Origin of the sequence: Mycobacterium sp. MAC_080597_8934 (assembly GCF_000523975.1) — a bacterium.
Lineage (GTDB): Bacteria > Actinomycetota > Actinomycetes > Mycobacteriales > Mycobacteriaceae > Mycobacterium > Mycobacterium avium.
In genome coordinates this window covers 104,796-123,652 of sequence record NZ_JAOS01000042.1, presented here as the reverse complement: position 1 = coordinate 123,652, position 18,857 = coordinate 104,796, and the positions used below count along the sequence as shown (strand labels likewise).

The 18,857-nt window shown below is 68.8% G+C and carries 16 protein-coding genes and 2 tRNA genes; 12 read left to right on the top strand and 6 right to left on the bottom strand.

The features are described 5' to 3' along the window. The first annotated feature begins 77 nt into the window (after positions 1-77). Genes NF20_RS20605 through NF20_RS20595 form a run of 3 tightly spaced genes read left to right on the top strand, consistent with a single transcriptional unit; the run spans position 78 to position 6,000 of the window. Positions 78-4,931 carry an NAD-glutamate dehydrogenase gene (locus tag NF20_RS20605; RefSeq protein ID WP_033710493.1) on the top strand — a complete coding sequence of 1,618 codons (4,854 nt, stop codon included), beginning with the start codon at positions 78-80 and terminating at the stop codon, positions 4,929-4,931. Further along, positions 4,928-5,341: an acyl-CoA thioesterase gene (locus tag NF20_RS20600; RefSeq protein WP_009975926.1), complete on the top strand. Its 414-nt coding sequence runs from the start codon at positions 4,928-4,930 to the stop codon at positions 5,339-5,341. The genes NF20_RS20605 and NF20_RS20600 overlap by 4 nt, the downstream gene beginning before the upstream one ends. Further along, the gene (locus NF20_RS20595; RefSeq protein ID WP_003875834.1) at positions 5,329-6,000 is read left to right on the top strand and encodes a hypothetical protein; all 672 of its coding nucleotides are present in this window, start codon (positions 5,329-5,331) and stop codon (positions 5,998-6,000) included. Before NF20_RS20600 ends, NF20_RS20595 begins: the two co-directional genes overlap by 13 nt. A 70-nt stretch (positions 6,001-6,070) precedes the next feature. Here NF20_RS20595 and NF20_RS20590 read toward each other — a convergent pair whose 3' ends face one another. The 3 genes from NF20_RS20590 to NF20_RS20580 all read right to left on the bottom strand — a co-directional run bounded on the left by NF20_RS20590 (position 6,071) and on the right by NF20_RS20580 (position 9,156). Beyond that, positions 6,071-7,081, bottom strand: coding sequence for a pyridine nucleotide-disulfide oxidoreductase (locus NF20_RS20590; RefSeq protein WP_009975927.1), 1,011 nt, complete (start codon positions 7,079-7,081; stop codon positions 6,071-6,073). A gap of 72 nt (positions 7,082-7,153) precedes the next feature. Further along, positions 7,154-8,767, bottom strand: coding sequence for a glycoside hydrolase family 13 protein (locus NF20_RS20585; protein ID WP_224119111.1), 1,614 nt, complete (start codon positions 8,765-8,767; stop codon positions 7,154-7,156). Next, positions 8,767-9,156 carry a globin gene (locus NF20_RS20580; protein ID WP_009975930.1) on the bottom strand — a complete coding sequence of 130 codons (390 nt, stop codon included), beginning with the start codon at positions 9,154-9,156 and terminating at the stop codon, positions 8,767-8,769. Before NF20_RS20580 ends, NF20_RS20585 begins: the two co-directional genes overlap by 1 nt. Positions 9,157-9,299: 143 nt before the next feature. On the opposite strand from NF20_RS20580, the gene NF20_RS20575 reads away from it, so the two are divergent. The 3 genes from NF20_RS20575 to NF20_RS20565 all read left to right on the top strand — a co-directional run bounded on the left by NF20_RS20575 (position 9,300) and on the right by NF20_RS20565 (position 10,697). Then, on the top strand, positions 9,300-9,947 hold the full coding sequence (locus NF20_RS20575; protein ID WP_003875839.1) for an HNH endonuclease: 648 nt from the start codon (positions 9,300-9,302) through the stop codon (positions 9,945-9,947). A 65-nt stretch (positions 9,948-10,012) separates the two neighbouring features. After that, positions 10,013-10,243 (top strand): hypothetical protein, encoded by a 231-nt coding sequence (locus NF20_RS20570; RefSeq protein WP_003877446.1) that lies wholly within the window; start codon positions 10,013-10,015, stop codon positions 10,241-10,243. After that, entirely contained in the window at positions 10,230-10,697 is a 468-nt protein-coding gene (locus NF20_RS20565) for a DUF5130 domain-containing protein (RefSeq protein ID WP_003875841.1), read from the top strand. The genes NF20_RS20570 and NF20_RS20565 overlap by 14 nt, the downstream gene beginning before the upstream one ends. Here the strand turns inward: NF20_RS20565 and pepN are convergent. After that, positions 10,694-13,285, bottom strand: a complete 2,592-nt coding sequence (pepN, locus tag NF20_RS20560; protein WP_009975931.1) for an aminopeptidase N — start codon at positions 13,283-13,285, stop codon at positions 10,694-10,696. The two genes, NF20_RS20565 and pepN, sit on opposite strands and share 4 nt — an antisense overlap. Before the next feature lie 107 nt (positions 13,286-13,392). On the opposite strand from pepN, the gene NF20_RS20555 reads away from it, so the two are divergent. From NF20_RS20555 to NF20_RS26710, 4 genes are all read left to right on the top strand, one after another. Beyond that, a complete protein-coding gene (locus NF20_RS20555; protein WP_009975933.1) occupies positions 13,393-14,016 on the top strand; it encodes a DsbA family protein in 624 nt (207 codons plus the stop codon). A gap of 55 nt (positions 14,017-14,071) precedes the next feature. Beyond that, on the top strand, positions 14,072-14,551 hold the full coding sequence (locus NF20_RS20550) for a ribose-5-phosphate isomerase (protein WP_003875844.1): 480 nt from the start codon (positions 14,072-14,074) through the stop codon (positions 14,549-14,551). Positions 14,552-14,569: 18 nt separating this feature from the next. Continuing rightward, on the top strand, positions 14,570-15,376 hold the full coding sequence (locus tag NF20_RS20545) for an Fpg/Nei family DNA glycosylase (RefSeq protein WP_009975935.1): 807 nt from the start codon (positions 14,570-14,572) through the stop codon (positions 15,374-15,376). A 117-nt stretch (positions 15,377-15,493) separates the two neighbouring features. Continuing rightward, positions 15,494-15,829 (top strand): hypothetical protein, encoded by a 336-nt coding sequence (locus NF20_RS26710; protein WP_155947474.1) that lies wholly within the window; start codon positions 15,494-15,496, stop codon positions 15,827-15,829. On the opposite strand, the gene NF20_RS20540 is transcribed toward NF20_RS26710, so the two are convergent. Both NF20_RS20540 and NF20_RS20535 read right to left on the bottom strand, forming a co-directional pair. Then, the gene (locus tag NF20_RS20540; RefSeq protein ID WP_003875846.1) at positions 15,826-17,016 is read right to left on the bottom strand and encodes a serine hydrolase domain-containing protein; all 1,191 of its coding nucleotides are present in this window, start codon (positions 17,014-17,016) and stop codon (positions 15,826-15,828) included. The genes NF20_RS26710 and NF20_RS20540 overlap by 4 nt on opposite strands. Before the next feature lie 32 nt (positions 17,017-17,048). Beyond that, positions 17,049-17,119 (bottom strand) — tRNA-Gly (locus tag NF20_RS20535). A gap of 148 nt (positions 17,120-17,267) precedes the next feature. On the opposite strand from NF20_RS20535, the gene NF20_RS20530 reads away from it, so the two are divergent. Both NF20_RS20530 and tig read left to right on the top strand, forming a co-directional pair. Beyond that, positions 17,268-17,344, top strand: a tRNA-Pro gene (locus NF20_RS20530). A 68-nt stretch (positions 17,345-17,412) separates the two neighbouring features. After that, positions 17,413-18,807 (top strand): trigger factor, encoded by a 1,395-nt coding sequence (gene tig / locus NF20_RS20525; protein ID WP_003875847.1) that lies wholly within the window; start codon positions 17,413-17,415, stop codon positions 18,805-18,807. Positions 18,808-18,857 lie beyond the last annotated feature (50 nt).

The window sequence follows — 18,857 nt, the reverse complement described above, 5'->3', positions numbered from 1 at the left end:
GTCAGCTCTGCCCCGCGCCGTCGAGAAGCGGGGTGTTCGAGCGCATTGACAACCGTCGGCAGTTGGGAGCAATCGGCATGACGATCGATCCCAGAGCTCAGCAGGATCTCAAGCCGTGGACGACCTTCACCCGACAGCAGGACATCCCCGAGTGGATCTCGAAAGCCTATGTGGAGAGCTATCGCGGTCCGCATAGCGACGAATCCGGGGGCGCCGAGGCCGGGCCCATCGACCTGACGGTCCCGACGGCGCTCGTCACCCCGGCCATGCTCAGCGCGCACTACCGGCTCGGGCTGCATCGCCCCGACGGCGAAAGCCGGGTCGCCGTCTACCCGGCCGACGATCCCGCCGGGTTCGGGCCGGCGCTGCAGGTCGTCACCGACCACGGCGGCATGCTGATGGACTCGGTCACGGTGCTGCTGCACCGCCTCGGCGTGCCCTACACGGCCATCATGACGCCGGTGTTCGACGTGCACCGCAGTCCCGACGGCGACCTGCTCAGCCTCGAACCCAAGCCGCAGGGCGCCCCGCAATACGCCGGCGAGGCCTGGATCCACGTGCAGCTGCTGCCGTCCGTCGACAGCAAGGGCCTCACCGAGGCGGAGCGGCTGCTGCCCAAGGTGCTGGCCGACGTCCAGCAGGTGGCCAGCGACGCCTCGGACCTGATCGCCGTGCTCGACGAGCTGGCCGCCGCGGTGGAAGCCAACCGCGACAACCACTTCTCGGCGCCGGACCGCGACGACGTGGCCGCGCTGCTGCGCTGGCTGGGCAACGGCAATTTCCTGCTGCTGGGTTATCAGCGCTGCCGGGTGCACGACGGCCTGGTCTCCGGCGACGGCTCACCGGGGTTGGGCGTGCTGCGCACCCGCACCGGGTCACGGCCCCGGCTCACCGACGACGACCGGCTGCTGGTGTTGGCGCAATCCGTGGTGGGCAGCTACCTGCGCTACGGCGCCTACCCGTATGCGATCGCGGTCCGCGAGTACGTCGACGCCGCGGTGATCGAGCACCGCTTCGTCGGGCTGTTCACCGTTGCCGCCATGAACGCCGACGTGCTGGAGATCCCCACCATCTCCCGCCGCGTCCGCGAGGCGCTGGCCATGGCCGACAGCGACCCGATCCATCCCGGCCAGCTGCTGCTTGACGTCATCCAAACCGTGCCCCGCTCGGAACTGTTCACGCTGAGCTCCGAGCGGCTGCTGGCGATGGCCAAAGCGGTGGTGGACCTCGGGCCGCAACGAAACGCGTTGCTGTTCCTGCGCGCCGACAGCCTGCAGTACTTCGTCTCCTGCCTGGTCTACCTGCCCCGCGACCGCTACACCACCGCGGTGCGGCTGCAGATCGAAGACATCCTGGTCCGCGAATTCGGCGGCACCCGACTGGAATTCACCGCCCGGGTCAGCGAATCCCCTTGGGCGCTCATGCATTTCATGGTTCGCCTGCCCACCGACGATCCCGCCGCCAAGCCCGTGGACGTCTCCGAGGACAACCGGGTCCGCATCCAGGGCCTGCTGAGCGAAGCGGCCCGCACCTGGACCGACCGGCTGGTCGCGGCCGCTGCCGAGGGCGCGGTGGGGCACGCCGACGCGGAGTACTACGCGGGCGCCTTCCCCGAGGTCTACAAGCAAGCCATCAGTCCGGCCGATGCGATCGGTCACATCGCCATCATCAAAGAGCTGCAAGACAATTCGGTCAAGCTGGTGTTCACCGACGGCGAGGACGGATCGGCGCAGCTGACCTGGTTCCTGGGCGGGCGCACCGCCTCGCTGAGCCAGCTGCTGCCGATGCTGCAAAGCATGGGTGTGGTGGTGCTCGAAGAACGCCCGTTCACCGTCACCCGCTCCGACGGGCTGCCGGTGTGGATCTACCAGTTCAGGATCTCACCGCACCCGACCATCGAGCTGGCGTCCACCCCGGACGAGCGCGATGCGATGGCCGAGCGATTCGCCGACGCCGTCACCGCGATCTGGCAGGGCCGCCTCGAGGTCGACCGCTTCAACGAACTGGTGATGCGCGCCGGCCTGCGCTGGCAGCAGGTGGTGCTGCTGCGCGCCTACGCAAAGTACTTGCGGCAGGCCAACTTTCCCTACAGCCAGTCCTACATCGAGGCGGTGCTCAACGAGCATCCGTCCACCGCCCGCTCCTTGGTGGCGCTGTTCGAGGCGCTGTTCGACCCCGACCCCGACTCCTCGGCGGGTCGCGACGCGCAGGCGGCCGCCGCGGCGGTGGCCGCCGACATCGACGCGCTGGTCAGCCTGGACACCGACCGCATCCTGCGGGCGTTCGCGTCGCTGGTGCAGGCCACGCTGCGGACCAATTACTTTGTCACCCGCGAGGGTTCGGCCCGTGCCCGCAACGTGTTGGTGATCAAGCTGGACGCCCAGCTGATCGACGAGCTGCCCCTGCCGCGCCCCAAGTACGAGATCTTCGTCTACTCGCCCCGGGTCGAGGGCGTGCACCTACGGTTCGGGCCGGTGGCCCGCGGCGGGCTGCGCTGGTCGGACCGCCGCGACGACTTCCGCACCGAAATCCTGGGCCTGGTCAAGGCGCAAGCCGTCAAGAACGCCGTCATCGTGCCGGTCGGGGCCAAGGGCGGCTTCGTCGTCAAGCGGCCGCCGCTGCCCAGCGGGGACGGCGCCGCCGACCGCGACGCCACCCGCGCCGAGGGGGTGGCCTGCTATCAGCTGTTCATCTCGGGCCTGCTCGACGTCACCGACAACGTCGACCACGCGACTGGAAAGGTCAGCCCGCCACCGGAAGTGGTGCGCCGCGACGGCGACGACGCCTACCTGGTGGTGGCGGCCGACAAGGGCACCGCCACCTTCTCCGACATCGCCAACGACGTCGCCAAGTCGTACGGATTCTGGCTGGGTGACGCGTTCGCCTCCGGCGGGTCGGTCGGCTACGACCACAAGGCCATGGGCATCACCGCCCGGGGCGCCTGGGAGGCGGTCAAACGGCACTTCCGGGAGATGGGCGTCGACACCCAGACCGAGGACTTCACCGTGGTGGGAATCGGCGACATGAGCGGCGACGTGTTCGGCAACGGCATGCTGCTGTCCAAGCACATCCGGCTCCTGGCCGCCTTCGACCACCGACACATCTTCCTCGACCCGAACCCCGACGCCGCGGCGTCCTGGGAGGAACGCCGCCGCATGTTCGAGCTGCCCCGGTCCAGCTGGGACGACTACGACAAGTCCCTGATCAGCGAGGGCGGCGGGGTGTACAGCCGCGAGCACAAATCCATTCCGGTCAGCCCCCAGGTCCGCGACGCGCTGGGCTTGGACGGCTCAGGCGGCGGCGTCGTCACCGAGATGACCCCGCCCAACCTGATCAAGGCGATCCTGCAGGCGCCGGTGGACCTGCTGTTCAACGGCGGCATCGGCACCTACATCAAGGCCGAGTCCGAGTCGGACGCCGACGTCGGCGACCGCGCCAACGATCCGGTGCGGGTCAACGGATCCTCGGTGCGCGCCAAGGTGATCGGCGAAGGCGGCAACCTCGGGGTGACGGCGCTGGGCCGCGTCGAGTTCGACCTGTCCGGCGGCCGGATCAACACCGACGCGATGGACAACTCCGCCGGCGTGGACTGCTCCGACCACGAGGTCAACATCAAGATCCTGATCGACTCGCTGGTCACCGCGGGCAAGGTCAAGCCGCAGGAGCGCAAACCGCTGCTGGAGTCGATGACCGACGAGGTCGCCGCGCTGGTGCTCACCGACAACGAGGACCAGAACGACCTGATCGGCACCAGCCGGGCCAACGCGCCCAGCCTGCTGCCGGTGCACGCCCGGCAGATCCAGTACCTGGTCGACGAGCGCGGCCTCAACCGCGAGCTGGAAGCGCTGCCGTCGGAGAAGGAGATTCAGCGCCGCGCCGAGGCCGGGATCGGCCTCACCTCACCCGAACTGTGCACGCTGATGGCGCACGTGAAACTGGACCTCAAAGAACAGATGCTGCAGACCGAGCTCACCGAGCAGGATGTGTTCGCGTCCCGGTTGCCGCTGTACTTCCCGACGCCGCTGCGGCACCGGTTCACCCCGGAGATCCGCGCGCATCAGCTGCGCCGCGAGATCGTGGCCACCATGCTGATCAACGAGCTGGTGGACGCCGCCGGCATCAGCTACGCCTTCCGGATCGTCGAGGACGTCGGCGTATCGGCGGTGGACGCGGTGCGCACCTACGTGGCCACCGATGCCATCTTCGGTGTGGGGGAGATCTGGCGCCGCATCCGCGCCGCGAATCTGCCTGTGGCGCTGTCGGATCGGCTCACCCTGGATACCCGGCGGCTGATCGACCGGGCCGGCCGCTGGCTGCTCAACTACCGTCCCCAGCCGTTGGCGGTGGGCGCCGAGATCAACCGATTCGCCGCCAAGGTCAAGGCGCTGACACCGCGCATGTCGGAATGGCTGCGCGGGGACGACAAGGCCATCGTCGAAAAGGAAGCCGCCGAGTTCGAGTCCCAGGGCGCCCCCCGTGACCTGGCCTACCTGGTGGCCGCCGGTCTCTACCGGTTCAGCCTGCTCGACATCATCGACATCGGCGACATCAACGACATCGACGCCGCCGAGGTCGCCGACACCTATTTCGCGCTGATGGACCGGCTCGGCACCGACGGCCTGCTGACCGCGGTGTCCGAGCTGCCGCGCAACGACCGGTGGCACTCTTTGGCGCGTTTGGCGATTCGCGACGACATCTACGCCTCGCTGCGCTCGCTGTGCTTCGACGTGCTGGCGGTGGGCGAGCCCGACGAGAGCGGCGAAGAGAAGATCGCCGAGTGGGAACACCTGTCCGCCTCCCGGGTCGAGCGGGCCCGCCGCACACTGATCGAGATCCAGGAAAGCGGGGCCAAGGATCTCGCGACGCTGTCTGTCGCCGCGCGACAAATCCGTCGCATGACCCGCACCAGCGGAAGAGGTTCATCGAGTTGAGCGTCGGATTCGTCGCGGCCGTGCCAGTGCGCTGGTCGGATATCGACATGTACCAGCACGTCAACCACGCCACCATGGTCACCATCCTGGAGGAGGCGCGGGTTCAGTTCCTGCGGGAGGCGTTCGAGGTCGACATCCTGACCATCGGGCTGCTCATCGCCGAGGTCAAGGTGACCTACAAAGGCCAACTGCGGCTTGTGGATTCGCCGCTGCAGGTGACCATGTGGACCAAGCGGCTGCGGGCGGTCGATTTCACGCTGGGCTACGAGGTGCGCTCGGTCAACGCCGACCCCGAGTCCCGGCCGGCCGTCATCGCCGAATCGCAACTGGCCGCCGTGCACATCGAAGAGGAGCGGCTGGTGCGGCTCTCACCGCAACATCGAGAGTATCTGCAGCGGTGGATTCGGTAGCCGAGCGCGGGCTGTGGCTGGACGCCCAGTCACGGGCCGCCCACCGCGCCGACCTGGCCGCGTTCGTCGACCGCGCGCTGCGGCTCGACGACGCCGCGATCATCCGTCTGCGCACCCGCTCCCCGGGGCTTCTCACCGCCTGGGTGGCAACGGGTTTCGACGTCCTGGCCAGCAGGGTGGTGGCCGGCGAGGTGCGGCCCGCGGATCTGTCGGTCGGGGCGGACGCGCTGGCGCGTGGCCTGGCCGCGATGGACGACTCGGGCTACGTCGATCCGGGCTTCGCGATGGACTCCGCGTGGCGCGGGGCGCTGCCGCCGGAATCCGGCTTCACCCACCTCGAGGACATACCCGCCCGGGTGATGCTCGACCTGGCCCAGCAGGGCGCGCGACTTGCCAAGCAGCACAGCAGTTCTCACGGCCCACCGGTTTCCCTGTTGGATCAGGAGGTCATCCAGGTGAGCTCCGGCGACGTAGAGGTGGGCCTGCCGATGCGGTGCGTGTTCGCGTTGACCGCCATGGGTTTTCTGCCCCAATCGCCCGACGCGGTCGACGCCGGCGAGTTGATCCGGGTGCGCATCCTGCCGACCTGGTTGCGGCTGGACGCGCGGTTCGGTTCGGTGTACCGGCGCCGCGGCGATCCCGGGCTGCTGCTGGGCTGAGCGGCGCGGAGCCGGCGCCGGAAAACGGATCAGGCTGAGTTTAATGCCGACCGACCTGTGGTCGCGCGGATCAGGGGCCGTAGCGCAGCCACAGCGGCAGCACAGAATCCAGGTAGTCCATGAATTTCTTCAGCCCCACTCGGAATTGCCCGTAGCCGTACGGGTCTTCGGCGTACTGGGGGAACGCGATGCCCACCCCGAACAGGCCGGGAGCAAGGATCCCGGTGGTCGGGTTGTAGTCCAGCCGGCCCCATTGCGGCGTCTCGGGCAACGTTCTGCGCTCGAAGCCGACGGTGTAGACCACCCGGTCGCAGCGTGCCAGATTCTCGGCGAACTCCGGGCTGGACACCAGACACCGGTGCAGCCGTTCCGGCAGCACCCCGTCGATGTTCTCCCGCGCCCACACCGCGGCCTGGCCCTTCAGGCCGGTGTCGTCGAAGAGAATCCAATCATCGAAGTAGACAGCGTATTTCAGCGGGCTCCGGTAGAAGTTGATCACCTTTTCGACCGGCTGGCGCAGCAGGTTGGGCAGCGCGATCATCGACGAGTGCGATGAACCGAACACGCCCACTGTCGCCCCGGAAAGCGGTTGGCGGGCGAGCTTTTCGGGATCCAGTGCGACTTCCACCGGAATCTCCTCCAGGCCGGGGTGGCAAAGCTTTTTGGGCACCGCCCCGACGGCCAGGATCACGTTTCTGGAGAAAATCTCGCGCTGCTCGGTCTCGATCCGCCACCGCCGGTCCGACAGGTACAGCGCGGTGGCGGTGGTGGTGACGGTGTCGACCCGCTCACGCAGCTGCCCGGTGACCCACAGCAGGGGTTCGGCCACCAGCGCCAGCGCGCAGGTTTCGCCGGCGTCGATTTCCCGCAGCGGCATGGGCGGTGCCTCGGAGAACCGAAATGACTTGCAGCCGTTGAAATATTCGAGAAACAGCCCGGCGTGCGTGTTGCTGGACACCGATCGCCACTTCTGGCCGATGTCTCCGGCGGCGAAGGCGGGGTCGATCCAGGCGATGCTGTCCGCCCCGTGATCGAGCAGCCGGCCCACCGCCGCGATGCCCGCCGGCCCGGCGCCGACCACTGTCCACTCGTAGCAAGCCATGGGTCAACATATAGAGCAGCGGGCGGCGAAATGCTCGCCCCGGTCGCGCCGCTAGGCCAGCCAGGCCGCCGCGTCCGGGGGCAGCTTCCCGTCCAGCAGCGGCGCGCTCGCCAGCACCAGTTCGCCCGGCGGCAGCGGCACGGGCTGCTCGCCGCTGTTGAGGGCGCACACCAGCCCGCCGGGACGCCGGAACGTCACCGCATCGGCGGTCGCCTCCAGCCATTCGACGCCGTCGCCGTCGAATTCCACACGGCGCCTTCGCAATTCGAGGGCCCGCCGGAAGAACGACAACGTCGAGTCGGGGTCGTCGCGCTGCTTTTGCACCGTCAGCGCCGCCCACTCCTTCGGCATCGGCAGCCAGGTGTCGGTGCGCGAGGAGAACCCGAACGGGGGAGCCTGGCCCGACCAGGGCATCGGCACCCGGCATTTGTCCCGGCCCCGCTCGGTGTGTCCCGAGCGCTCCCAGGTCGGGTCCTGCAACACCTCGTCGGGCAACTCGACGTCGGGCAGGCCCAGCTCCTCGCCGTTGTAGATGAACACCGCGCCGGGCAGGGCGAGCATCACCATCGCCATCGCGCGGGCGCGGCGCAGCCCGACCTCGCCGCCGCCGTAGCGGGTGACCTCCCGCCCGACGTCGTGGTTGGACAGCGTCCAGGTCGGGGTGGCGTCCTGCAGGGCGGTGGCGGCCAGCGAGTTCTGGATCGCGTCGTGGATCTGGGCGGCGTCGAAGTCGATCTTGGTCAGCCGGAAGTTGAACCCGAGATGCAGTTCGTCGGGCCGCAGGTACTCCGCCCAGCGGGCGTTGTCGGTGACCCACACCTCGCCGACGGTGACCGCGCCCGGATAGTCGTTGACCACCTTGCGGATGTCGCGGTGGATGTCGTGCACGCTCGGGTGGTTGAAGCGCGGGTCGTCGTCGCTGTGGTGCAACACCTTGGACTCGAGGTCCGGCGAATCCGGCAGGCCGGCCGGTTTGGCCATGCCGTGGGCGACGTCGATGCGGAAGCCGTCCACGCCGCGCTCCAGCCAGAACCGCAGCGTCTTCTCGAAGTCGTCGAAGACGTCCGGGTGCTCCCAGTTCAGGTCGGGCTGCTCGGTGTCGAACAGGTGCAGATACCACTGGCCGGGATTGCCGTCGGGTTCGAGCACCCGGGTCCAGGCCGACCCGCCGAACACCGAGGTCCAGTTGTTCGGCGGCAGCTCGCCGTCCGTGCCGCGGCCGTCCCGGAAGAAGTAGCGCTGCCGGGCGTCGGAACCCGGCCCGGCCGCCAGCGCCGCCTGGAACCACGGATGCGCCGAGCTGGTGTGGTTGGGCACCACGTCCATGGTGATCTTGATGCCCCGCCGGTGCGCCGCGGCGATCAGCCGTTCGATCGCGGCCATCCCGCCGAACAGCGGGTCGATGTCGCGCGGGTCGGCGACGTCGTAGCCGTGGTCGGCCATCGGGGAGACGGTGACCGGATTGAGCCAGATCGCGTCGACGCCCAGTTGCTCGAGGTGGTCCAGATGCGCCGTCACCCCGTCGATGTCGCCGACGCCGTCGCCGTCGCTGTCGGCGAATGACCTCGGATACACCTGATAGAACACCGCGCTCGACCACCACGGCTTGGATTGCATTGCACCCCGCTCGGTTTCGTGGGCTGACATCACTTCGTGGGCTGACATCACAACGGAGAATTCACCAGCGAGTGCGCGGCCATCTCCAGATAGTCGAGCAGCTCGCGACGGTGCTCGTCGTCCAGTGTCTTCGAGTCGATCGACGCCACCGCCGTGTGCATGCAGCGCAGCCAGGCGTCGCGGGCCAGGGGAGTGATCCGGAACGGCACGTGACGCATCCGCAGCCGCGGATGCCCGCGCCGGTCGGAGTAGGTGCGCGGGCCGCCCCAATACTGCTCGAGGAACATCCGCAGCCGTTCCTCGGCGCCCTCGAGGTCATCGAGCGGATAGAGCTCGCGCAGGATCTCGTCCTCGGGCACCTGGGCGTAAAACCGCGACACGATCGCCTGAAACGTCTCGGCACCGCCGACCGCGTCGTAAAAGCTCACCTGATCCATCGCCGTCCATTGTGGTGCATCCGCGCCGTCACGCACCGGAGCGGCCCGAGCCCACTCCGGCTGTTCACCGGATCGACACGGCGTTCACCTGCAATAGGCGTGCGATTGGCGGCGAATCATGGTGGACTGTTCGCGGAGGATCTATGGCGCAGGGCAAGAAGCGCCGCCGCCACCGCAGCCAGGTGGCCGCGGCAGGGTTGACCGGGCCCCCGACCGCGTCCTCGCTGCACAGTGTTGAAACCCATCCGCCCACCCGCCCGGACAGCACGTCCATCTGGAGTCGCCGGCGGGTGCTGCTGCTGAATTCCACCTACGAGCCGCTGACCGCGCTGCCGATGCGGCGCGCCATCGTCATGGTGATCTGCGGAAAGGCCGACGTGGTGCATCACGATCCAGCGGGCCCGGTCATCCACTCGGCGACCAGCTCGATCGTGATGCCGTCGGTGATCCAGCTGCGCAGCTACGTCCGGGTGCCCTACCGGGCGCGGGTCCCGATGACCCGCGCCGCGCTGATGCACCGCGACCGGTTCTGCTGCGCCTACTGCGGGGCCAAGGCCGACACCGTCGACCACGTGGTGCCGCGCAGCCGCGGGGGTGACCACTCCTGGGAGAACTGCGTCGCCTGCTGCTCGACGTGCAACCACCGCAAGGGCGACAAACTGCTCAACGAGCTCGGCTGGACGCTGCGCCGGCCGCCGCTGCCGCCCACCGGCCAACACTGGCGGCTGCTGTCGACGGTCAAGGAGCTGGACCCGGCCTGGGCCCGATACCTCGGTGAAGGTGCGGCCTGAGCCACATTCCGGTGTCCGGACGAGTGCAGCCCGGTGCGTGGGATACGGTTTGCGTCGTGAGTCCTATGCAGATGCACCTGTTCATCGTCGGAATACCGCTGTTGCTGGTGATCGTCTTGTCGGTGCTGATCTGGTCCCACAAGGGACCGCACCCGGCGACCTACAAGCTGGGCGAGAAGTGGACCCACCCGCCGATCCTGTGGGCGGCCGTCGATGAGGACGTCGGCCACGCCGGTCACGGTGGACACGGCACGTCGGAATTCACAGTCGGAGGTGGCGCCAGTGGCACGTGGTGAGGTAGCGACGAGGGAACCCGCCGAGCTGCCCAACGGCTGGGTGATCACCACCAGCGGCCGGATCTCCGGGGTGACCGAGCCCGGTGAGCTGTCCGTGCACTACCCGTTCCCGATCAAGGACCTGGTGGCCATCGACGACGCGCTGAAGTTCGGGTCGCGGGCGTCCAAGACGCGGTTCGCGATCTATCTGGGCGACCTGGGCACCGACACCGCCGCGCGGGCCCGCGAGATCCTGGCCGACGTGCCCACCCCGGACAACGCGGTGCTGCTGGCCGTCTCACCCGATCAGAAGGTCATCGAGGTGGTCTACGGTTCCGCGGTCCGGGGTCGCGGCGCCGAATCGGCCGCGCCGCTGGGTGTCGCCGCGGCCTCCTCGGCGTTCCAGCGGGGCGATCTGGTGGACGGCCTGGTCAGCGCGATCCGCGTGCTGAGCGCAGGGATCTCGCCGGCCTAGTCAGCTGTCGCGTCGAAGCGACGCGCCCGCAGCGCACGCTTCACCCCGGCCTGGCCCTCGAGCACCAGCCGCCGCAGCGCCGCCGGCACCTGGGGGTCCGACAAGAACCTGTCCGCCGCCGCGATGCCCTCGTCGCTGATGTCCCAGGCCGGATACAGGCCGACCACCACCGTCTGGGCCACTTCGCTGGATCGCCGCGCCCACACGCCCGGGATCGCCTCGAAGTAGCGCGGGGTGAACGGCTTGAGCAGCTCGTGCTGCCCGGGCTGGGCGATGCCCGCGATCATCGAGCGGGCCGTGATGTTGGCCAGGGTGTCGTCCTCGACCACCGTCGTCCACGCCTGCTCCTTGACCGGCAGCTGCGGCCGCGCCGCCGCGGCCTGCGCGGCGTGCCGCTTGCCGGCGGCCGTCGGGTCACGCTGCACCTCGGCATCGATGAACGGCGTCGCGGGCCCGTCGGCGTCGATCTCGCCGGCGGCGGCCAGGGCGGTGACGATCCGCCACCGCAGGTCGGTGTCGATCTCCAGGCCGGCCAGCCCCAACTCGGCCGGGTCATGGTCGAGCAGATCCGCCAGCGTCACCACATGGCGCGTCGACAACAGCGACGAGCACAGCGCGTTGACGAAGGCCAGCTGGTGATCCGACCCGGTCTCGGCGGCCCGCGCCAACTCCAGCAGCCGGTCGGCGAACTGCGGCCAACCGTGGTCGCGCGCCCATTCCGGCTCGGCGTAGGAGCTCAGCGCCGTCTGCGCCTGCAGCAGCAGCCGCTGCGCCACGCCGACCTCGGTTTCGCCCTGCACGCCGCCCGCCACCAGGGCCACGAAGTCGCGGGCCCGCAGTTCGGCCTCGCGGGTCATCTCCCAGGCCGCCGACCAGACCAGCGAGCGCGGCAACGGCTCGGCGATGTCGGCGATGCGATCCAGCGCGGTGCCCAGCGACTCGGCGTCCAGCCGCACGGAGCAGTAGGTCAGGTCGTCGTCGTTGACCAGAACCAGTTTGCCTCGCGAAACACCAACCAGCGCAGGCACTTCCGTGACAGGACCCTCGACGTCGAGTTCCGCCCGGTGCACTCGCACCAGCTTCCCCGACCCGTCGTCGTCGTAGATGCCGATCACCAGCCGGTGCACCCGGGTCTCCCCGGCGCCCGGGGCGGCACCACTCTGGGTCACCGCGAACCGGGTGAACCGGCCGCGGTCGTCGACGTCGAAATCCGGCCGCAGCGTGTTCAGCCCGGTGGTCTTCAGCCACTGCCGACCCCAGTCGGACAGGTCGCGGCCGGATGCCTTCTCCAGCGCGGCGACCAGATGGTCGAAGGTGGCGTTGCCGAACGCGTGGGCGCGGAAGTAATCGCGCAGCCCGGCCAAAAAGTGCTCCAGCCCGACGTAGGCGACGAGTTGTTTGAGCACCGAAGCGCCCTTGGCGTAGGTGATCCCGTCGAAGTTCACCTCGACCGCGGCCAGGTCCGGGATGTCGGCGGCGATCGGATGCGTCGACGGCAGTTGATCCTGGCGGTAGGCCCACGACTTCTCCACCGTCGCGAACGTCGTCCACGCCTCGGTGAATTCCGTTGCCTCGCTTTGGCACAGCACCGACGCGAAGGTGGCGAACGACTCGTTCAGCCACAGATCGTCCCACCAGGCCATGGTGACCAGGTCCCCGAACCACATGTGCGCCATCTCGTGCAGCACCGTCTCGGCGCGCCGCTCGTAGGAGGCCCGGGTGACCTTGCTGCGGAACACGTAATCCTCGAGGAGGGTCACCGCGCCCGCGTTTTCCATTGCGCCGGCGTTGAATTCGGGCACGAACAGCTGATCGTATTTGCCGAACGCGTAGGGCATCCCGAAGTTCTTGTGGTAGAAGCCGAATCCCTGCTTGGTCTGGGTGAAGAGCCGTTCGGCGTCCATGTACTGCGCCAGCGAGGCCCGGCAGTAGATGCCCAGCGGGATCTCCCCGTGCTCGTCGACGTAGCTGTCCTTCCACTCGGCGTACGGGCCGGCGATCAGGGCGACCAGATAGGTGCTCATCCGCGGCGTGGTGGCAAACGTGTGCACCCGGTGTTGCGCCGCGTCGTTCACCGACACCGCCGCGCTGTTGGAGATCACCTTCCAATGCCGGGGCGCGGTCACCCGCACGTCGAAGGTCGCCTTGAGGTCGGGCTGGTCGAAGCAGGCGAACATCCGCTTGGCATCGGCGGTTTCGAATTGCGAGTACAGGTAGACCTCGTCGTCGACCGGGTCGACGAAGCGATGCAGACCCTCGCCGGTGTTGGAGTAGCGGCAGTCCGCGTCGACCACGACGACATTGCGGTCGGCCAGCCCCTGCAACGGGATCCCGGTGGATTCGTCGTAGCCGGAGACGTCGATGTCGCGACCGTTGAGGGTGGCGCTGCGCACGGTGTCGGCGGCGATGTCGATGACGGTGTCGGCGCCGGCCAGCGCGTCGAACACCACCGTGGTGATCGAGCGGAAGGTCCGTTCGCCGGGAGCGCCGTTCCCGTCGGTGAGGTCGAGGTCGATCCGGTAGCCGGCTACGGTGACCAGCGCGGCGCGCTCGACGGCTTGTTCGCGGGTGAGATTGGGAAGTGCCACGTGTCCAACTTACGGGGCGGGCAAACCGGGAACAGGATGCAGACGCCTACGGTTGTGCAGATCAGTCTTTCAACTCCACGAGCAACTCCCACACGAGAGGATCCGCCATGGCGCAGCAGGCCCCCGCGAAGAACAAAGCCGATTTCTGGTTCGACCCGCTGTGCCCGTGGGCATGGATCACCTCACGCTGGATCCTCGAGGTGGAAAAGGTCCGCGACATCGAGGTGAACTTCCACGTGATGAGCCTGGCGGTGCTCAACGAGAACCGCGAGGGCCTGCCCGACGAATACCGGGAGCGGTTGGCCAAGGCGTTCGGCCCGGTGCGGGTGGCCATCGCCGCCGAACAGGCGCACGGCGCCGAGGTGCTTGCGCCGCTGTACACGGCGATGGGCACCCGCATCCACAACGAGGGCAACAAGGACCTCACCGACGTGATCAAGCAGTCGCTGGCCGAGGTGGGCCTGCCGGCCGAGCTGGCCGAGGCCGCCGACACCGACGCCTACGACGACGCGCTGCGCAAGAGCCACCACGCCGGCATGGACCCGGTCGGCGACGACGTCGGCACCCCCACCATCCACGTCAACAACGTGGCGTTCTTCGGGCCGGTGCTGTCCCGGATCCCGCGCGGCGAGGAAGCGGGCAAGCTGTGGGACGCCTCGGTGACGTTCGCGTCCTACCCGCACTTTTTCGAACTCAAGCGAACCCGCGACGAGAAGCCCGAATTCGACTAGCCTGCCGCACACAGCCGCGGGCCCGGCGGCCCGCGGCTGTGTAAGGATTGCGGGCATGCGCGTCTACCTCGGCTCTGACCACGCCGGATTCGAGCTCAAGCAGCAGATCATCGCCCACCTCGAGCAGTCCGGCCACCAGCCGATCGACTGCGGCGCCTTCAGCTACGACGCCGACGACGACTACCCGGCGTTCTGCATCGCCGCCGCGACGCGCACCGTGGCCGACCCGGACAGCCTCGGCATCGTGCTCGGGGGGTCGGGCAACGGCGAGCAGATCGCCGCCAACAAGGTTCCCGGCGCCCGCTGCGCGTTGGCCTGGAGCGTGGAAACGGCGCAGCTGGCGCGCGAGCACAACAACGCCCAGCTGATCGGCATCGGCGGTCGCATGCACACCGTGGCCGAGGCGCTGGCCATCGTCGACGCCTTCGTGACCACGCCGTGGTCGAAAGCCCCACGCCACCAACGGCGTATCGACATACTGGCCGAATACGAACGCACCCACCAAGCCCCGCCGGTACCCGGCGCCGTGGGCTGAGGTCGGCAGGGTCCGCGCGTGCCCGAAGGCCATACCCTGCACCGGCTGGCCCGGCTACATCAACGCCGTTACGCCGGCGCGCCGGTGGCGGTGACCAGCCCGCAGGGCCGCTTCGCCGAGGCGGCCGCGGTGGTCGACGGCCGGGTGTTGCGGCGCACCAGCGCCTGGGGCAAACACCTGTTTCACCACTACGCGGGCGGCCCGATCGTGCACGTGCACCTGGGACTGTACGGCTCCTTCAGCGAATGGGAACGTCCCGGCGACGGGCCGTTGCCCGACCCGGTCGGGCAGGTGCGGATGCGCATGGTCGGCGCCAGCCACGGCACCGACCTGCGCGGCCCGACGGTCTGCGAGGTCATCGACGAGGGGCAGGTCAGCGACGTGCTGGCCAGGCTGGGCCCCGACCCGTTGCGCGACGACGCCGACCCGTCCTGGGCCTGGCAGCGAATTGCCAAGTCGCGCAGACCTATTGGCGCGCTGCTGATGGACCAGACCGTGATGGCCGGGGTGGGCAACGTGTACCGCAGCGAGTTGTTGTTCCGGCACGGCATCGACCCGTACCGGGCGGGCCGCGACGTGGGCGAGGCCGAGTTCGATGCGGCCTGGACCGATCTGGTGGCGCTGATGAAGGTGGGCCTGCGGCGCGGCAAGATCATCGTGGTGCGGCCCGAACACGACCGCGGCGCCCCGTCCTATCGCCCCGACCGGCCGCGCACCTACGTGTACCGGCGGGCCGGCGAGGCCTGCCGGGTGTGCGGCGAGCCCGTCCGGACTGCGGTGCTGGAGGGCCGAAACGTGTTCTGGTGCCCCACTTGTCAGAAGTGAGCCCGCCCGCTCGATCGCCCCGGTTGGCAGGAAGCTCACAGCACGAAACGCCGGGGCCATTGTTTAGCCAAAGCATCTATGCGGGTATGAGTGTTCTTCGTGAAAACTCTTCCACGTATGGCCGCAACGGCCCTCGCGATCGGTGGGCTGGGCCTGGCCGGCTTGGGCATCGCAACGCAAGCCCAGGCCCATCCCGGGCCCTTCCCGCAATGGTGCCCCGGCGAATTCTGGGATCCGGGCTGGGGAAACAACTGGGACTGGAACAACTGCCATGACTGGCGTGGCGGCCCGCCCCGCCGCCTCCGGGTCCGCCGGCCCGCCACCCCGGGGTGGGCCACCCTGGTCCGGGCGGACCGCCGCCGCCGCACGGCTGGCACCCCTGACGCCGCGCACGTCCACGTAACCCGAACGCGCCCCGCCGATCCCGGCGGGGCGCGTTCGCGTCGCAGTTAGCGGACGCCCAGCACGGAGTAGACCTCGTTGGACAGCGCCAGGCTGCGCGGATCGGCGTTGGCCTTGGTGGCGTCGAAGCGATTCATCACGTACGCGTAGCCGATCCGGTGTTCCAGGTCGACGAATCCGAACGAGCCGCCCAGCCCGCCGTGGCCGAAGATCCGCGGGTTGGGTCCGTTGACGCACCGCTGGTTGAGCATGTACCCCAGGCCCCAGCCGTGGTCGGCGACCCGGGGTCCCAGCACCAGGTCGGTGTCCAGCCCGCCCTGGCACACCCGCACCCGGTCCATGTGCTCGCGGCTGAGCAACTTCTCCTGGGCCAGCGCGTTGTAGAAGGTCGCCAAGCCGAGCGCCGACACCTGCCCGTTGGTGCCCGGGAACTCCAGTTCACGCCACAGGTTCAGATCGTGCGAGCCCAGCTCGTCGTCGGGGGCGAAACCCATCGAGATGGACAGCCCGGCCTTGGGGTGCTCGGCAAGGCTCCTCGGGTCGGTGGGGGCGTTGGCGTCGGCCAGCAGGTCGCGGGCGTGCGGCTTGTTGACCCGCTCGGCGCAGCGGTGTTGTTCGGCCAGCGGCAACCCGATGTGGACGTCGGCGCCGAACGGTCCGGCGATCTCGGTGCGCAGGTAGTGGCCGATGGTTCGGCCGGTGACCCGGCGGAACACCTCGCCCATGATGAAACCGAAGGTGGTCATGTGGTAACCCTGGGCGGTGCCCGGCTCCCACCACGGCTCGGCGGCGGCCAGCTGTTCGCAGACGTAGTCCCAGTCGGCGACCTGTTCCCAGCGCATCCGGGTGCGCGGCCCGATCACCCCGGATCGGTGGCTCATCACCATCGCCAGGGTGATGTCTTGTTTGCCCGCCTGGGCGAACTCGGGCCAGTAGCGGGCCACCGGCGCCTGCAGGTCCAGCTGCCCGCGGTCGGCCAGTTGGTGCACACAGGTGGCGGACAGGCCCTTGGTGCCGGACAGCACCGTGGTCAGGGTGTTCTGCTGCCAGGGGCGGGTGCGCGCGGCGTCGGCCCAGCCGCCCCACAGATTGACGACCAGCGACCCGTCCACCCAGACGGCGACGGCCGCGCCGACCTCACCGCCGTGGGTGAAATTGCGCTCGAAGGCGTCGCGTACCCCGACGAAGTCCGGCGCACATGAGCCATGAATCGGCGCGTCCGTCTTCAGGTCGCTCATGGCGCCTCTCTATCGAGAAGATAGTTAGCCCGAGCGGGCGACGGGAATCGAACCCGCGTAGCTAGTTTGGAAGACTAGGGCTCTACCATTGAGCTACGCCCGCATGTGTCTAGTCGAGCGTGACTGTAGCTGGCGACGAAGATCAAATCTAATCGACGCGGCTTTGTGACCACCCCGTGAGGTCCGCGCGGTCGCTGCGAAGCCTGTGGCGGACCTGGCTTCGAGGGGCCTTAGGATCATCGAGGTCAGCGCGGGGTGTAGCGCAGCTTGGTAGCGCATCCGCTTTGGGAGCGGAAGGCCGCAGGTTCAAATCCTGTCACCCCGACCAGCACGACCGGCCCCGTGCCCCGCGCACGGCCCACCGACCGCCAGCAACGAGTACCGAGGAGCACACCCGTGAAGAGCACCGTCGAGCAGTTGAGCCCTACCCGGGTGCGCATCAACGTGGAGGTCCCCTTCGCCGAACTCGAGCCCGACTTCCAGCGGGCCTACAAGGAACTGGCCAAGCAGGTGCGGCTGCCCGGCTTCCGGCCCGGCAAGGCGCCGGCGAAGTTGCTGGAGGCCCGCTTCGGCCGGGAGGCGATGCTCGACCAGGTCGTCACCGAGGCGCTGCCCGCCCGGTACGGACAGGCCGTCGCCGAGTCGGAAGTGCACCCGCTGGGCCAGCCCGAGATCGAGGTCACCAAGAAGGAGTACGGGCAGGAGCTGGCCTTCACCGCCGAGGTCGACGTCCGTCCCGAGCTGAACCTGCCGGACCCGGGCGCCCTGAAGATCTCGGTGGACCCGATCGAGGTCACCGACGAGGACGTCGACGCCGAACTCCAGTCGCTGCGCGCCCGCTTCGGCACCCTGACCGGGGTGGAGCGCCCGGTGGCCGAGGGGGACTTCGTCTCGATCGACCTGTCGGCCACCATCGACGGGCAGGAGGTGCCCGGCGCCACCGCCCAGGGGCTGTCGCACGAGGTCGGCTCCGGCCGGCTCATCGAGGGGCTGGACGAGGCCCTGATCGGGATGTCCGTCGACGAATCCCGGGAGTTCACCACCAAGCTGGTGTCGGGCGAGCACGCCGGCCAGGACGCCCAGGTGACGGTCACGGTCAAGTCGGTCAAGGAGCGCGAGCTGCCCGAGCCCGACGACGAGTTCGCCCAACTGGCCAGTGAATTCGACACCATCGACGAGCTGCGGGCCAACCTGCGCGAGCAGGTCGGCCGGGTCAAGCGGGCGCAGCAGGCCGAACGCATCCGCGACGCCGCGATCGACACCCTGCTCGAGCAGGTCGACATCCCGTTGCCGGAAGCAATCGTCAAGGCCCAGGTGGACAGCGCCCTGCACGGTGCGCTGCACAGCCTCAACCACGACGAGTCCAAACTCGAGGAAGTGCTTGCCCAGCAAGGGAAGTCCCGCGAGGAGTTCGAGAACGAGACGCGCACCGCCGCCGAGACGGACGTCAAGAAGCAGTTGCTGCTCGACGCACTGGCCGACAAGCTGCAGGTCCAGGTCGGCCAGGAAGACCTGACCGAGCGGCTGGTGGCGACCTCGCGGCAGTACGGCATCGAGCCGCAGCAGTTGCTGGCCTACCTTCAGGAGAACAACCAGCTGCCGGCCATGTTCGCCGATGTGCGACGGGCGCTGGCCATCGCCGAGGTGATCCGGGCGGCGACGGTCACCGACACCGCCGGCAACACCATCGACACCAGTGAGTTCTTCGGCAAGCGCCCGTCGGGCGACGGCGCCGCCGATGAGGACGCCGATCAGGCCGACGAATCCACCACGGCCGACGCCGGCGAATGACCTTGCCGATGACGCTGTGAGCGAACGCGCCCCGTTTCCGGGGTGCGTGG